Origin of the sequence: Muriicola jejuensis, assembly GCF_010671595.1 — a bacterium.
GTDB lineage: Bacteria > Bacteroidota > Bacteroidia > Flavobacteriales > Flavobacteriaceae > Muriicola > Muriicola jejuensis.
The window spans coordinates 1,360,468-1,375,360 of record NZ_JAABOP010000001.1 but is presented as its reverse complement, the minus strand read 5'-3'; the positions used below and the strand labels follow the sequence as shown (position 1 = coordinate 1,375,360).

General features: G+C 44.6%; 14 protein-coding genes. 8 read left to right on the top strand and 6 right to left on the bottom strand.

The window, feature by feature from the left end; all coding sequences use genetic code 11:
- Window positions 1-320 precede the first annotated feature (320 nt).
- The 4 genes from GWK09_RS06000 to GWK09_RS05985 all read left to right on the top strand — a co-directional run bounded on the left by GWK09_RS06000 (window position 321) and on the right by GWK09_RS05985 (window position 2,849).
- Window positions 321-1,247, top strand: coding sequence for a DUF3078 domain-containing protein (locus GWK09_RS06000; protein WP_163692082.1), 927 nt, complete (start codon window positions 321-323; stop codon window positions 1,245-1,247).
- A 49-nt stretch (window positions 1,248-1,296) separates the two neighbouring features.
- Window positions 1,297-1,701 (top strand): large conductance mechanosensitive channel protein MscL, encoded by a 405-nt coding sequence (mscL, locus tag GWK09_RS05995; RefSeq protein WP_163692081.1) that lies wholly within the window; start codon window positions 1,297-1,299, stop codon window positions 1,699-1,701.
- A gap of 133 nt (window positions 1,702-1,834) precedes the next feature.
- On the top strand, window positions 1,835-2,359 hold the full coding sequence (locus GWK09_RS05990; protein ID WP_163692080.1) for a peptide-methionine (S)-S-oxide reductase: 525 nt from the start codon (window positions 1,835-1,837) through the stop codon (window positions 2,357-2,359).
- A gap of 67 nt (window positions 2,360-2,426) precedes the next feature.
- Window positions 2,427-2,849, top strand: coding sequence for a DoxX family protein (locus GWK09_RS05985; RefSeq protein WP_163692079.1), 423 nt, complete (start codon window positions 2,427-2,429; stop codon window positions 2,847-2,849).
- Here GWK09_RS05985 and GWK09_RS05980 read toward each other — a convergent pair whose 3' ends face one another.
- Window positions 2,850-3,344, bottom strand: a complete 495-nt coding sequence (locus tag GWK09_RS05980; RefSeq protein ID WP_163692078.1) for a heme-binding domain-containing protein — start codon at window positions 3,342-3,344, stop codon at window positions 2,850-2,852. It abuts the gene before it with no gap.
- Between the two features lie 275 nt (window positions 3,345-3,619).
- On the opposite strand from GWK09_RS05980, the gene GWK09_RS15080 reads away from it, so the two are divergent.
- Entirely contained in the window at window positions 3,620-3,748 is a 129-nt protein-coding gene (locus tag GWK09_RS15080) for a hypothetical protein (protein ID WP_262886019.1), read from the top strand.
- Window positions 3,749-4,201: 453 nt separating this feature from the next.
- On the opposite strand, the gene GWK09_RS05975 is transcribed toward GWK09_RS15080, so the two are convergent.
- Window positions 4,202-4,603 carry an endonuclease domain-containing protein gene (locus tag GWK09_RS05975; RefSeq protein ID WP_163692077.1) on the bottom strand — a complete coding sequence of 134 codons (402 nt, stop codon included), beginning with the start codon at window positions 4,601-4,603 and terminating at the stop codon, window positions 4,202-4,204.
- 100 nt (window positions 4,604-4,703) lie between these two features.
- Window positions 4,704-5,117 carry a hypothetical protein gene (locus GWK09_RS05970; RefSeq protein ID WP_163692076.1) on the bottom strand — a complete coding sequence of 138 codons (414 nt, stop codon included), beginning with the start codon at window positions 5,115-5,117 and terminating at the stop codon, window positions 4,704-4,706.
- Between the two features lie 125 nt (window positions 5,118-5,242).
- Between GWK09_RS05970 and GWK09_RS05965 the strand changes: the two genes are divergently transcribed.
- The gene (locus GWK09_RS05965; RefSeq protein WP_163692075.1) at window positions 5,243-5,638 is read left to right on the top strand and encodes a hypothetical protein; all 396 of its coding nucleotides are present in this window, start codon (window positions 5,243-5,245) and stop codon (window positions 5,636-5,638) included.
- A 63-nt stretch (window positions 5,639-5,701) separates the two neighbouring features.
- Entirely contained in the window at window positions 5,702-6,091 is a 390-nt protein-coding gene (locus tag GWK09_RS05960; RefSeq protein ID WP_163692074.1) for a hypothetical protein, read from the top strand.
- 69 nt (window positions 6,092-6,160) lie between these two features.
- Here GWK09_RS05960 and GWK09_RS05955 read toward each other — a convergent pair whose 3' ends face one another.
- A complete protein-coding gene (locus GWK09_RS05955; RefSeq protein WP_163692073.1) occupies window positions 6,161-6,451 on the bottom strand; it encodes a DUF2188 domain-containing protein in 291 nt (96 codons plus the stop codon).
- Between the two features lie 521 nt (window positions 6,452-6,972).
- Here GWK09_RS05955 and GWK09_RS05950 point away from each other — a divergent pair.
- Complete coding sequence (locus GWK09_RS05950; RefSeq protein WP_163692072.1) at window positions 6,973-7,266, top strand: helix-turn-helix domain-containing protein; 294 nt, start codon at window positions 6,973-6,975, stop codon at window positions 7,264-7,266.
- Between the two features lie 16 nt (window positions 7,267-7,282).
- On the opposite strand, the gene GWK09_RS05945 is transcribed toward GWK09_RS05950, so the two are convergent.
- Window positions 7,283-9,133 carry a hypothetical protein gene (locus GWK09_RS05945; RefSeq protein WP_163692071.1) on the bottom strand — a complete coding sequence of 617 codons (1,851 nt, stop codon included), beginning with the start codon at window positions 9,131-9,133 and terminating at the stop codon, window positions 7,283-7,285.
- Window positions 9,126-14,885, bottom strand: a complete 5,760-nt coding sequence (locus GWK09_RS05940) for a hypothetical protein (protein ID WP_163692070.1) — start codon at window positions 14,883-14,885, stop codon at window positions 9,126-9,128. The genes GWK09_RS05945 and GWK09_RS05940 overlap by 8 nt, the downstream gene beginning before the upstream one ends.
- Window positions 14,886-14,893 lie beyond the last annotated feature (8 nt).

Here is a 14,893-nt window from a genome sequence, read left to right as displayed (position 1 = left end):
GTTGGTAATGGCTGAACGGCATTATAGATCTGTACAATTCTATCAATTAGCACTGGAAAATCCGGCTTATTTACAGCCGGATTTTTTACATCCAGGGCCATGGAATCCGTTTGTTAGAAAAAGTCTTCATCCCATTATTAAAAGGTCAAGTAAACCATTCCAAAACCGGGAATGTACTTTGATATCACTGCCTCATCACCCCTGTAGGCTAATTTCCTCCTTCTATCGCAAAGGGGTAAAAGCCCGGTCTGTTTATTTCCTTATGGCTCAGATATATAGGAATTTTAATTATTATTGCCCTGAATAAAATCTATTGAACTATGAAAAAAACAGGATTACTCGCACTGCTCTTGCTCACAGGGTTTTTTGCTTTTTCCCAGAGTGAGGCAGAGCTCAAGGCAGAGCTGAAGACCAAAAAGGATTCCATAGGGGCCATTCAGGGCCGGGCCAATGCCATACAGGCACAGATCGATGCCCTGCCCGGGTGGAAGACCGGGGCCTTTGGTACCATAGGGGTAAATCTTTCGAGTTTCAGCAACTGGTATGCGCAGGGATTCCCTAATAACTCTGCCGGAAATATTGGCTTTACCGTCAACGCCTTTGCCAACTTAAAGGAAGAGAAGTTCTTTTGGAGAAACTCCGCCAATGTAAACCTGCAGTGGGTAAAACTGGATGACAAGGACGACCCCGCAGACTCCGACAGTTTCAGGGAAGCCACCGATGTCTTCAACATCACCTCCCTCTATGGCTGGAGGCTCAGCAAGAGTTTTGCGGTTTCCACCCTGGGGGAATACCGAACCACCATCCTGAACAATTTTAACGATCCCGGATACCTCGACATAGGGGTGGGAGGTACCTGGACCCCCACAGATAACCTGGTGGTTGTGATCCACCCTCTTAACTACAACTTTGTATTCAGCAGTGAGGACACGATCTTCAACTCTTCCCTTGGAGCCAAGATCGTTGCGGATTACACCCGGCAGGTAGGCGCTATCAATTACAAGAGTAACCTCTCTCTCTTCCAGAGCTACGAAAGCGGAGACCTCAGCAACTGGACCTGGATCAATTCCTTTTCCTACACCCTGTGGAAAATGATAGGAGTAGGATTCGAATTCGGCTTGAGGAACAACAAGCAGGAAGCCCTCAACTACTCCGTCAATACTCTTGGGAATACGACCGAAACATTCGACACGGTGGATAACGAATTGCAAACCTATTGGACACTGGGTCTGAGCTATATGTTTTAAAGTACATACGAGTTTTTATTGTTAACACTAATCATTTAATTTCAACACTATGCTAAAAGAATTCAAGAATTTCATTATGACCGGCAATGTCATTGAATTTGCCGTAGCCGTGATCATGGCCGGGGCTGTTGGCCAGGTGGTCAATGGATTTGTGAACGACATCGTCATGCCTGTCGTCGGGGAATTTACCGGAGGGGTGGATTTTGCCAACCTGAAGTTCGTCCTTACCGAAGCCTCAGGCGTAGCGGGTGAAGCCGGTGCCATCGCCGAGAATGCCATTCGCTATGGTGCATGGATCAACACCCTCGTAAACCTTGTGATCGTGGGATTGGTGATGTTTGTCATCATCAAAGCGTATAACAAGACCAAAACGCCTCCCCCTCCTCCTGCTCCTAAAGGCCCGAGTCAGGAAGACCTTTTGGCTGAGATCCGCGACCTGCTTAAAAAGAAATAAGCTTTAGGATTCATACCATACTAGACAAAACCCCTGTGGAATGTTTTTCACGGGGGTTTTTAATTTATCCGAATCAGGAAGGAATGAAAAGAACATTTCTACAGGGCTTACTACCTTTGTTCTTTGAAAACGGATGAAGACCATGGTTCAAAAGATAGGGCTGGGTGGAGGATGCCACTGGTGTACCGAAGCGATCTTCCAGTCTTTGCGCGGTGTTTCCAACGTGCAGCAGGGATGGATCGCAGCCTTGGAGGCACCGACGTTCTCAGAGGCGATTTTGCTCGATTTTAATCCGGAACAACTGCCTGTAAATGCCTTGCTTCAGATACACCTCTCTACTCACAGTTGCACCTCTTCCCACGGCCTGAGATATAAATACCGGTCTGCAGTCTATGTTTTTTCAGCAGAACAAAAGGCAGAAGCCGAAAAGGTCATACAGGCCCTGCAAGAGGGCTACCGGGAAAAGATCCTTACCCGTGTCTTACTATTCCGGGAATTTAAAGGGAATACCGAGAATTACCTGGATTACTACCGCAAGGACCCCGCCAAACCCTTTTGCCAAAATGTGATCACACCTAAGCTCAGGAGCCTTTTGAGGGATCACGGAAAATGGGTGGATACGGAAAAGCTGTCCCTCCCGGAATCCGGGAAAGAGTAGCAGAATTTGTTTTGTGATCTCCCTAATAATCAGTACCTTATACTAGGTAATCCTAAACATCGGCCAAATGGGAACAATCAAAACACTGAACAAATGGGCCAATGCCCATACGTACTACGGCTTAGACATGCTACGGGTGGCACTCGGGGTTTTTCTGATCTTAAAGGGGGTGGATTTTATGTCTGATTCCGAAGCCATGGCCCTGGTGATGGAACCTTTTCGCAATCTGCCTGGCAGCATGATGATCATACACTACGTGGCTGCAGCGCATTTTGTGGGAGGTTTCTTTATCATCATCGGATTACTGACGCGCTGGAGTGTGGCACTTCAACTGCCCATTATGGTCGGCGCCATCCTCACCAATTTCCTTGGGGTGATGATTGTAAGCAACTTGATACAGGCCCTGATCGTATTCCTGATCTGTATCTTCTTTATGGTCTACGGTTCCGGGAAACATTCCCTGGATTACTACCTTAAAATGCAGAAATAACTATCTCCTCCTGGGCATGACCAGGCTGTCTACAGGATAATTTTCTGCCAGGAAGGCCATTTGATCTTTTGCCCAGCGGATCAGTACCACTCTCTGGGCATCCGTAAGATTTGCCTCAGGGTGTAAACCCAGATAGGTATAACTCTCCAGAGGCATTTCCTTTTCCTCTACCATTTCCACCGTCTCCTCAAATTTATGGTTCTGTATGGCGATAGGTCTTTTGGTAAGTTCAGAGAAGTTCAAATGTCTTTTTCCGTCTTCCACATGATCATTCAACCACCACCCTACAGGCTGTATCTCGGCATACCAGGGGTATTCTGTCTTATTGGAGTGGCAGTCGTTACAGCTCACCCTGAGGATCTTATCCACCTCCTCGGGTACTTCGTATTTTGTGCTGATATCATAGGTCAGGTCGTTGCTTTCATTCTTTTCGGGGCGGAAAAACTGAATGACCACAAGGGCTATGAGCAGGAGTATGCCAATTTTCTTGAGCATGGATATCGGGTTTTGGTTGAACGGATTAAAACTATGATATTTCCTTAAAAGAGACTTCCACCCGATTGAGAATTCCCAAAATTTAACACGGAAATACGCCCTGTCATAAGGTGGAGGGTGCCCGATTTGAGTTCTCACTTTGGAAGATCATCGGTGAACGACCTGCCGTTTACAGTTTCACCACAATTTATCGGGCTTTCACAACAATTTTAACCTCTTTCACCACAGGATGACCTATCTTAAAGAGAGAATATGAACTCTAAAACCCCACCGCTATGGAAACAAAGACTGAAAAACACCCTATCCTGAATCGGATTTTAACCGCTCTTAATTTCAGCCTGGAAGTGATCCTTTTATTGATTGCCCTGGGTTTTCTGATCGGCCTCTATAGCCTGTTTGGATAAAATGAAAATTTTCATCATAGCAAAAGGCCCCTGCATCTGTGTGGGGGCTTTTTTAGTTCCATTCCTCCAGAAAGAGCCCATTTGGGCCAGACAAGCAGTTAGTCTAATCACGCACTTTCTCCCCTCCCGGGAGGAGCCGGGGGTGGGTTCAACTGCTACGCAGTAAACCTGCCTGTCGGCAGGCAAGTTCCAATCTCTATAACTATCGGGGCCAAAGCCCAGATTCCGAGATTATCCCCTCTTGGGAGAGGCCGGGGTGATTCGGGTAGGTAGTTGGTTTAATCTTGTGCCCCCTCCCCTCCTGGGAGGGGCCGGGGGTGGGTTCAACTGCTAAGCAGTAAACCTGCCTGTCGGCAGGCAAGTTCCAATCTCTATAACTATCGGGGCCAAAGCCCAGATTCCGAGATTATCCCCTCTTGGGAGAGGCCGGGGTGATTCGGGTAGGTAGTTGGTTTAATCTTGTGCCCCCTCCCCTCCTGGGAGGGGCCGGGGGTGGGTCATTTGTATCTCCCTTTCTATCTCACCAACAACCCATCTAAGGTTATTTTTAACGTCTGTATCACTGAATCTAAGAATACGTACACCAAGAGCTTCAAGTCGTCTTTGACGAATTCTGTCTCTCACCTCTTTCTCCGGCCAAAAATGGACGGAACCATCCACCTCGATTGCGAGCCTGAGATCTTTGCAATAGAAATCGACAATATATCTGTCAATTGATATTTGTCTGCTAAACCTCACTCCGAGCTTTTTACCCTTGATCTCCCGCCAGAGTGCAATTTCCCCAAAGGTCATTTTATTACGCAGGTTTTTTGCCAAGGCGATGAGATGAGCATGATAAGGAATAATCTTTCTCACAGTACGACCCACCCCTTAATCCCCTCCCGGGAGGGGAGAATTATATAATTCAGCTTGAAAATAGCTAAGATAAATTCCCAGATTGAAATAGTATTTCAGCCTATTCACTCACCCGTACATAACGGTACTCTGGTCCGTCGCAGGGGATGAAATCACTTTGGATGAGGAATTCCTGAGCGCGGAAAAAGAATTCCTGCGGTTCTGCAAAGCAATTGCGGATAAATGCATTGTCTTCGTCATAGGTGACCAGGAAACCCGTCCTGCCATCCTGTTCGGCCGCCGTCCAGCGACCTTCTACAACAGTCGTCTCCCCACCCCGGGTTTGGGATTTCAGGAAGAGGCCGTCCGAATCAAATTCAATCCGCTCTGTATAATTCAACTCTGAAGCCTCCTGTTCCGTCTGGGTCATATAGCTATAGATACTGTACAATTGCCAGGCTTCTGCCTCCATAGGGTCATTGGAAGAGCCGCAGGAAATCAAAAATAATACTGGAATGAAAAGTAGTCGTGACATAGCTTCTATTTGTACAAAGATGATAAAACGGGAAAAAGTTGCTTCTCTGTTAACTTTCAAACCCTAAAAAAGGGGATGCAAATCCCGGGCTGCAGTAATCTTTCTTATCTTACGCAAAACTGAATATGACTATCGCCATGCGTTCCTTATCTCTGTTACTTCTATTCGTGATACTGACCTCATCGATCCAACCTACGGAAGGAAATGATTCGGTCTCATTGAACACCCTGGAAGGGGTTTGGGTGATCGATCTACGGCCGTCTCCGGACGCCGAGCCCTATACACAGGAATTCGAGGTCACACAAGTGTCAGGCAATACCTTTCAAGGTTTTTTCTATGGAAGTCCGCTGGAAGGAGCCCGGATCAACCCCAACTGGGATCAGCTTTACTTTGCCTTCAGCACAAAAGACCGTTCTTTTGATTATTACCATTCCGGTTACCTGAAGGATGGGAAACTCTACGGAGTTTCCTATTGTCCGGGCAGGGAGTTTGTCCAACCCTGGACTGGGGTCAGGAAATGATAATTCAGAAAAAATAACTATTTTCTAGGAGGAAAAATATTCATCAAATCAAAATACACTTCCATGAAAATTAAATCCCTGGGGATCTTTCTCTTATTCCTGTTCACTGCCTGCAGTACCACCAAAACCTTCCCTGTGTCTCAGGTGGCTCCGGCAGCAGAGATCACCGTAAAACAAAAAACGGACAACAACGACAACAACCAGATCACGGTCAAGGCCAAGTACCTTGCGAGCCCTGACCGGGTAAGCAGGGGTGCTACCGCCTATGTGGTCTGGCTGGTCAGTGAAGAGAACGGCATCAAGAATATCGGGGCTTTGTACAACGAAAATGGGGAAGACTCCGAATTGGAAACCGTCACCTCCTTTATAGGAACGGAGATCTTTATCACTGCAGAAAGGGAGGCCGGGATCTCACGTCCTGATGGGGTGGAGATCAGCAGGGTGAAGCTGTGAGCAATTATCCCTTGTAACCTCCTGTTAATCAATTTCGAAAGTATTTTAGCTCTCTTCACATAGTGTTTGCTAATCGTAATTGATACGATCTCGAATACCTCCATCCTGTCTGTGGATGATCACATCCGCCTTGTGTTTTCTGGCCAGCCGTTTTGCCTTTCTGATAGCGGTCTCCTGAAGTCTGTGTTTGGAGGTGATGCGTGTATTTCCTTCCCGCCTTACGGCCCAGCCTTCTTCATATGGCACTACATGCTGGTGCCAGGTGCGGCCTCGCTGGGTTTGACGACTGCTTTTAAAGAAGAGTTCGACAAGTTCTCTTAAAATATCTATCCAGGACCGGGAATTAGTGGTTTTGGTCATGTAGTTGATTTGATCCTCTCTAAGATACTCTTTTCAACTAAGAATAAAGTAGACGGTCTCTCAAGGCCACTTATGTCTATAGGACGAACGCGCAAACCAGATAAGAACCGCTCCTGCAAACTGACTGCCGCAGGCAGGTAGCAACCCACACAGCCCTGGTGGGCTCCGGTTCATTTTTTGTCCACTGCCTTACAAAAACAAGTTTTACATATGGGTTCATTCCTTGCAGGTTTCTTCATAAAAGGTGGTGCTCACTGTACAGGTTTTGGCTGTAAAGTAAGTCCTCCCGGTTTCTTTGCTCTTCACTGGAACTACGTTGCCCTATAGTACTAAAATATAAAATTCCTTTCCCTCCTTGGATTCTCTTTGTTTGTAATCTTTTACGGTTACCATGATGATTAAGTTTTAAATTAAAGGACCCGGGGGGACCATCCCCCCATCGCCACCATAGGGAGGGTTGTTTTTGGTAATTATCAGACACATGAGCTTTCAAAAAGCATGTAAATCGAAAAAGAATCAATATGGGACATTTAAAATTTGAAGATCTCCCAAGAGCAACGGAGATTATACTAAAAAAGCTATCGGCATTAGAGGAAGAGCTTAAGAAAATTAAGGAGCATTTTCAACCGAAAGAACCGGTAGAACTTTTAACTCGGGAAGAAACCGCAGAGTTTCTGAAAATTTCACTAACTACCCTTTGGCAATGGTCTAAAAAGGGAGTCTTGCCTTCAAATGGTATTGGAAATCGTGTATTTTATAAGAGGTCTGAAATCTTAAATTCCATACTTGAATTAACCCACAGGCAACGCAAATAACTGGGTATGGATATAGTTACTTTTTGGCCTCTTTAGCTAAAATTCGATCAAAGGACAGTCCGCTGCTGCCTTCCCCGCGTCCAACGGTTTTTCGAATACCGAGCCATTTGAAAACCTTTCCGCCATACCAACGGGTCCGCTGATAGTTTTTGAACACATGAATACCTGCCCTGGGAACTTCTTCTTCATGGATATAATACGCTGCTTTGTTGCCATCCAAACCAAACCGCAGCAATGAAGTCCTAGGTTTTATAGGTGGGGTGGGGGCCATTCCTGGAATAATTCTAGGCATCGAAGCACGACGCAGCTGAATTTGGCGATTGCTTCCCTCAACTTTGACAGGAATAAAAGGTATCCAGTTCTCAGGGACACTGTTCATAACCTCATAACGTATCTGAGCATCAACTTCGCCTACGGCTTGAGGGATTACCTTATTTTTATATAACCGCTCATAGAAACTCACCAGTTCACGTGCTGCTTCCGTTCCTTTTTTAGATTCACCTGAGGCCAAAGGCACTTCAAGTTCTATTGCCCAAACCATATTGGCCAATTCATCACGAATAATGGCAATTTTCTCCAGAGCCGGACCCTCCTGTATTTTTTCCACCGTAGGCAACATTACTAAACTATAGTCAGCCTCTTTTAGGTCTTTTCCTTTTTTATCGATGGTAAACATTGTCCAGCGATGCCAATCATCATCTTTACCTTTTCCGGTTGGTTCAATCCAGGTGCGTTCCCCAAAACAGTTGGTGACGGCTAGTCCTTTTAAATTAATTATATTCCCTGCAGTGACCTCTTGCGGAAGTAAAAACCAGTCATTGGCGTATAGTAAGGTAAACTCCATAAAAAGAAGTTTAGAGATGTCCGTGGTATCGGTTTTAATATCTCCTAAATACGTATTTCGATCTTCGAATTTCCACCATCGAGTATCAGGCATTCCTTCGTAATCAATATTTGCCGGGATAAATGAAAATACATTTTTATTACGCTCAGGAATCTGATGTTTAATTTTTGGCGGAACCGTGATGTTTCCCATAACGTCCTTCTCATCAATCGATAAATTAAACCAGTCGAGTTTCCCTGAATAATACTCCTCGGCTTTATACACTTTGTCTTTCCCATTCTCGGTCGTGGAAACCTTGAATTGGTATTCCAAACGGGAGGGTAGATATGCATGTTCTTCACCTTTTTCAGGTTGAATAAAAAACGAATCGAACCAATCTGTAAATACCTTGCCATGGGAAGCAATCAGCGCAGAGTCATCAAAGCCATCCGATTGAGTTCCCCCTTTTTTTAAGAAGAGATAAAACGTATATCCATCCATTTTTCGATTTTCTACCGCTGCAAACTTTTGCCACACCTCAGGATGTGAAAGGATCTTATCATCCACCTCAGCATTTGGATTGCCTGGGGCAACAATAGGGTATTCTGCAATGTATTTTTTACTCAACAACGCATCGGCTTTGATCATTTTTAGCCAATGGCGCCCTATCATAAGACGTAAGTCCAGGGATACCATCTTATTTTCCATCTCGAATGGAATAGGCATTTGTTCTACCAGGCCTTCTAGGGGAATGTTATTATGATACGCCTGGGCCTTAAAATCTGCCAATTGATACTTATCCAGTTTACGTTTATCGATCAATACTTTAGCCAAAATAGGCGAGCCGGCATCATCACCCTTGAATTCACCCATTTGCCATTGTTTGGTGAGCATCCAGAGTGGATCCCTGATCTCGGCTTTCAGGGCCCGATCAAAATCATCTTTACGTGGCCGTCCTTCGATGCGATTCCACATAGTAATTGTGGGAATACTCAGTTCCAAAGGCTGGATCCATAATTGTGCTATTTGGTTCGTGTCACTCATTGTTCTGCTGGGTTACAAGGTTCATATACGCATACGAACTAGTCGCATAATTGGCAATTGCAGTGATCGGAATAGTAGTAAAAGCTGAAAGTGTGGCAGGCAAAAAAGAGGAATAGCCTGTCTTATCTATTTGTTCGGGCTCTACTCCTCGCAGCTTAGCTTCGTCCAAAGTTTCATTTAAAGCATCCAAAAGATCATTCCATTGCCAATTTATTTCTACCTGAGGGGAACAGACCAATAGAATGTTTTGTGGTGCTTCGGAGTTTGGCTTGTCGTAATGAAAAGCTGTACCCGTGGTTTCTTCTTCGGTTGGAATTACTTCTGTCCACTCATCGATCAGAATGCCACATTGCTTTTCATTGGCGTTATAAGGTGTATGATAGCAGGCAGTATATAACAAATGGTCATGTTCCTTATAATTTTGTAGCATCTGCTTGTGTTTATCTGCATCCGCATGGCCAAATTCCATAGCGAGCCAACCATATGGCTCAACATATGGAAACTGAGCCGGGGTTAGTTCTATACTTATTTCACTAAAAGCTTCCGCCAGTGAAATGGTCTGCTCCAAATGACCTATCTTTTCTCGAACTTTCGAGACTCCATACATCCAGTCATCCACAGGCAGTGGGTTACCTTCTACATTGATCAAATAATCCAACAGCTCATTTTGATGTGCCATAGCCTTGCTCCACTCCTCTTGGTGAAGAGTTAACAGGGAAAAAGAAGGAATCATTTTAAAGTCTTCACTAAAGAGGGTTTTACCCATTTCTTGAACTAACTCTGCTTGCGCAGTCATTGAGGTCTGGTTGGAATGGCTAATGAGTAACTCATCATAACGTGCATATCGTTTATCAAGCTCTTTTCTGATTAGACTAACACGTGTATAGAGATCCTGTGTTAGAATTTTAAATGCCTTTTGTACTTCAGCCGTTTCTGGAATTTCACGATCGAATTTATCGTAGTCGGTTATGATATCATTCTTAAATACCGTTAAGGCTTCTAAAACGGTTTGATGATAGCCAGCTATAAAATCTAAGATTTTTTGTTTGGCCGTATCGAACTTTCCTTTTTGAACCACCGTAACGTCATTTTTGAATGTGGCAGGATTGGGATTAATCGTTGCTACTGTAGAGATCTTTAATTCAGCCTTGACTAAAATTTGAATTAACTCTTGCTGAGACATCCCGGGCACTATCTGTTCTATCAGCACATTGTACTCCTTTTCTCGTTCGGCAAACCGATCTTTGGCTTGGTGTGCAAGTCCCAGTAGCGCCTGGATTTGCTCTTTCTTCCATCCATATATAAAGCCCATGCCGACATGTGGAATGCCAAACATAGCTAAGAAGTTTAAGTAGCCCAGGAGTTGTTGGGCTAGGTTCTCTGCTGCAGGGACAATGGCATTTAATTGATCGGCATCCAGTAGCGTTCGTAGATCCATCTCTAATTTAAGCAGGGGATTTGCCGCTGGATTAGGGTTATCAGGATTATGAATAGCTTTCAAAGCAGCGTACGCCCCAGTGATGCGATTGACATCCAAGGAAAGGGAACTATCCACTTTTTCTGATGTTTCATTAGGCAGCGACACATCCGAAGGCCTAAGTGGGCGGGACCCAAGCAAAAGGGCGCGCAGGTGTCGCAACAGAGGCATGAGTTCAAAGACGGAAACTTCCTCATCGGCGTCTTTTACCGGGATATAATAGTTTATTTTTATGCTGGTATCTGGGCGAAGCTTGACATTACCTACTGAATTATAATTTTCCAGAATGTGCATCACCAATAAATCATCCAAGAGGGTCATCGCCTGTTCGGAATCATCCGAAACAATATAAAGCAGATCAATAGGTGATATTCCCAAGGACTCCATTTTTACTTTAAGGGTATCGTTTAACCCTAGGTCTTGATTGGAAATATCGATGCTGCAGATTATATTCTTTAGTTTTGGCAAGATGGTGGTCAAATACTCATTGATAGCCGGTTCGCTTTTTGCCCGTGGTGAGGCTCCTGCTCCAGCCGCCGCTTTGGGGTTAAGCTGAATACCTACCCGATGAGTTAGGTTAACTCCACTACGAGGGGTTTGGATCACATCTGGAACCTGGGGATGATTCCCTTTACTATACGTATCCAAGGTTCCTGCAGCCCGATCGATATTACCTTGTACTACTTGATGGATGCTTTCCGCCAATCCCAAATCCGCTAAGGCATCATTGGTATCTCGAATATGGTCTATGGCCTTTACTAATATGGCCTTTTCGGCATCATTTAATCCCTGAAGGTCAAAGTCATCCAAATAGTTCGGCTCTCCACTGGGTCCTAGACGCTGTTGGACAAAATCGATCAGACTTGAACCATGTATAACGTTACGTGCCTCCAGAGCTTCAATAGGAGCGGTGGTATAGTCTGCATCACCGGTTTGGGTTGATGCCATTTGATCACTTACCAGCGGAAACTGTCGTCGCAGTGGGAAGATGAGGTAATCTACTTCTGCGCTGGTACTATCATGGATAAAACGCTCAAACTGATACCCAAGCACCGCTGCCAAGTTTTGTCCATTTTGAATGCCTTCAATCACCGCTAGGGCTTTTCTTACCCTTTCCGAAGAGAGATTGATATTATAGAGCTCAGGATTTTCTTTATCTGCCCTTGCCAAGTAAGCATTTCTTAGTATCGAGGCGGTCACAGCATGATTCAAGGAAGGAGCCTGAATGTATCCTAAATTACTGCTATCTTTCATCAGCTGTGGCAAATCAGCATCACCAAAGATTTCTTTAAGCTGGTTATCTTTAAAGGTGACCTTTTCCAGAGTTCGGGTATCGGGACGTAAATCTTCCAGCCAACCATAAGCCCCTAAATATAGACCATCAGGGGAGAGTCCGCCAGATGAAGAGGGTATACTTTCCTGCTTGCGGGTGGCAAGTAGCTGAGCATTGATAAACCCCCATTTCCAGGCATCAAATCGATATGAGGCACAGTCCAGATGTTCTGCCAATAATCGCTCTAGTGCAGCCGATGATACATCTTTCAGATGCTCCATAGCTCGGATCTGCTGGTTGACATAAGCGCTTTTCCAAGTGACTTCCTTGAGTTTGAAAGTGATGTATTGGGCTATGTTCATCGTATGTACTCCGGTAACAGTAGCATTGTTCTGTTCCAATAGACTGAATTTTTTTTCTGCCAAGGAAATTCCGTCTAAGGATTTCACTGAAATACGGTCTTTACTGGCCACATCATTTCGATCATGAAAGTCTCGGATCCCTATAAAATCAGGATCCGTTTTAAGTTTCTGAACATTCTTAAGAGAAATCAGCTCTGCCTCCTGGTAGAGTTTTAGCCCCGTTTCAAAATATCCCATCTCCAAGGCATGCTGTAAGAGAGTATAGAGAAGGGCTCTGGGTTTTTTTCCATCGATAAAGCCCTCTTTTTCCTTTTTTAAGATATCGAAAGAGGTACTTGCTGCATCGATTAACCACTCGATGTAGTTTCTGTCATCGGTGGTATAGGATCGAATTCCTGACTGCTCGGAAAGGGGCTGGTCATGAATCAGTTCATCGAGCTTCAAAGCAGTTTCACTGAAATACTTTTCGAGAATTTCCGGGGTTTGCCCTTTGTAGTTAAAATCATGGTATAGCAGGAGTCTTCCCAATAGCGTTTCAAAGTATTTATCGTAATAGTTATGGGCAGCCTCATAGGCAGAAACCCCATTGGATTGTTCTTGAGCTAATTGATATAAGTTCCACAAATGATTAAGGCTTTGACCGATACGACTATGATACTCTACCGAACCCCCGTGGTGACCAAGAACATCTAAAAGAATTTGATCGGGATCCCCTGCCATATGCACATGGGGAACATCTTTGGCCATATTTTTCCAATGCGCTTGCATGGTGAGGAAAAAACTGTGCATCTTACCGTAAAACCCAAAAGTGGAGCTAAGACGCTCATCAATGACATGATACGAAGGATTGATATCATTATTATACCAACGAATTTTAGAAAATGCTGTGGTAGGTAAGATTCCATAAGGTTGATCATCGATACGAATGCTAGGAATAGTACCTCTGGCCGTGACAAAAAAGTTAAAAAAATGTCTGAGGTCCTTTTGTTCCTTCTCCGTAAATATAGGTTGCATCATACTCTCAAAGAAGTATCCTAAAGTGGCTGGCCAAAGGGCCGTATTGATAGCTCTTGCCTGACGTTGATCATAACCATTGGTATGAGCTGTGTCGGCTAGAAAATCCTTGGAGAGTCCTAAAAGGGTGTTGAACCAGGCTCTATCACTACCCGACCACCAGTCTTTGTGTTCCTCTTGTAACGGATCATCGGCAGACTTAAAAATGGCATCAAATGAATCATCCGCATCTTCACGCTCCGTATATCCCGAGGGGGCTCCTTGTATATTATTGGTTGGAGTGCCTACAGGTAAAAACCGAAATCCTGAATTCCCATAATAATGATGGGTAAACAGCTCTTCGGTTAGTGCCTTCCCCTCTTCCTTTTCTGCGGTAATGCGTACCCCAACAACCATGAGCCTATCGTATCCTAAGATTAATTGCGCATCTTCTTTTTTGGTCACGACAAACCCCATCCCTTTGCCTACGGCCTCTTGAAAATCAACCATCCATTTCATTCCAGGTGAGACCTTTAAGTCGCCATCGAATAAATCCACCAGTTCTTGTTGTTCCTCTAAGGGATCTGGACCACAGATAAGGGGTAGAGGAATTACATTCCCCAGTTTCTTTAACACCACTTTTCCTGCCCGATAGCCAACCAGATAGAAACGCTCAGGGAAAACCCTTACTTTAGGTGGGTGGGACCAGGTGCGCTGTTGATAGCCTACTTCTAGCGATTCTTCATCGGGAAACTCAACAAATTTTAAGGTAATGCTCGCTTGATTGCGATCCTGGATATGAGAATAATTATCATCAAAATTAATGGGAACGTGCTGTTCTAAAACAGCTTTTGTACGGTCTTCGCCTAAGGAATTTACAAGGTCCTGAAGCGCTTGATTTAAACTATTCACCTGGCCATTCGATTTCCATGCCGATAACCAATAATCACGAATAGGCTGTTTTTCCGCTTCTATTATCGTTCCAAAAGGCACGGCAATGGCAAGGATAACCTCTTCAGAGTCTTGTTGCGCATCAGGCATGAGATCCTCCAAATTGATCGGGCGATAGTGATTAATGAGGTATTGAGCTCGCCCTGCCCCATGAGATTCGGTAAGGGATCGCCACGCCCCTCGCATTTTGGTTTCAACCACTCCGGCTGCCACCCATTCACTCCAGAAATTTTGGGCGTTCTTAAGTTCTGCCAAGGAGAGGGATTCTTCAAAGCTATCTACAGCACAATCATCGGGAAATACCCTAACCCAAAGCTGATCTACTGTATTAGTTGCACTGCGTTTAAAGCGAGTCTCCAATCGCAAAGGAAGCATGATAATTGGAAAATGGGCATCGAGTTTATTCAAGTGTCTTGAAGGATCGGTATCGGGTAAAAGGGCTTCCCATGCTGACTCATAAAGACCTAGACGATTTCCATAAGCATCTTTTAAATCCTTTACATTATCCTGAAGCTTCTTTTGTTGTAAGGAGAGACTTGCTTGCAGTTTTTGATGTCTGGTATTCTTCGGATCAAAATATCGATCCAGGGCAGCCTGCCTTTGCTCTACTTTTTTTTGCTTCTGTTTTTCAAAAAAAAGTGCTTTTTCGGCCTTTTTAAGGTTTTGACGTAAGCTATGAATATGAGAACTTGACATGACTGGTA

What these genes read in the sequence shown, in the direction of transcription:
- GWK09_RS05965 (WP_163692075.1), top strand. Translation starts at nt 5,243, where the DNA reads ATGACTATCGCCATGCGTTCCTTATCTCTGTTACTTCTATTCGTGATA.
- mscL (WP_163692081.1), top strand. Translation starts at nt 1,297, where the DNA reads ATGCTAAAAGAATTCAAGAATTTCATTATGACCGGCAATGTCATTGAA.
- GWK09_RS15080 (WP_262886019.1), top strand. Translation starts at nt 3,620, where the DNA reads ATGGAAACAAAGACTGAAAAACACCCTATCCTGAATCGGATTTTAACC.
- GWK09_RS05940 (WP_163692070.1), bottom strand. Translation starts at nt 14,885, where the DNA reads ATGTCAAGTTCTCATATTCATAGCTTACGTCAAAACCTTAAAAAGGCC.
- GWK09_RS05945 (WP_163692071.1), bottom strand. Translation starts at nt 9,133, where the DNA reads ATGAGTGACACGAACCAAATAGCACAATTATGGATCCAGCCTTTGGAA.
- GWK09_RS05980 (WP_163692078.1), bottom strand. Translation starts at nt 3,344, where the DNA reads ATGCTCAAGAAAATTGGCATACTCCTGCTCATAGCCCTTGTGGTCATT.
- GWK09_RS05960 (WP_163692074.1), top strand. Translation starts at nt 5,702, where the DNA reads ATGAAAATTAAATCCCTGGGGATCTTTCTCTTATTCCTGTTCACTGCC.
- GWK09_RS06000 (WP_163692082.1), top strand. Translation starts at nt 321, where the DNA reads ATGAAAAAAACAGGATTACTCGCACTGCTCTTGCTCACAGGGTTTTTT.
- GWK09_RS05985 (WP_163692079.1), top strand. Translation starts at nt 2,427, where the DNA reads ATGGGAACAATCAAAACACTGAACAAATGGGCCAATGCCCATACGTAC.
- GWK09_RS05950 (WP_163692072.1), top strand. Translation starts at nt 6,973, where the DNA reads ATGGGACATTTAAAATTTGAAGATCTCCCAAGAGCAACGGAGATTATA.
- GWK09_RS05955 (WP_163692073.1), bottom strand. Translation starts at nt 6,451, where the DNA reads ATGACCAAAACCACTAATTCCCGGTCCTGGATAGATATTTTAAGAGAA.
- GWK09_RS05990 (WP_163692080.1), top strand. Translation starts at nt 1,835, where the DNA reads ATGAAGACCATGGTTCAAAAGATAGGGCTGGGTGGAGGATGCCACTGG.
- GWK09_RS05970 (WP_163692076.1), bottom strand. Translation starts at nt 5,117, where the DNA reads ATGTCACGACTACTTTTCATTCCAGTATTATTTTTGATTTCCTGCGGC.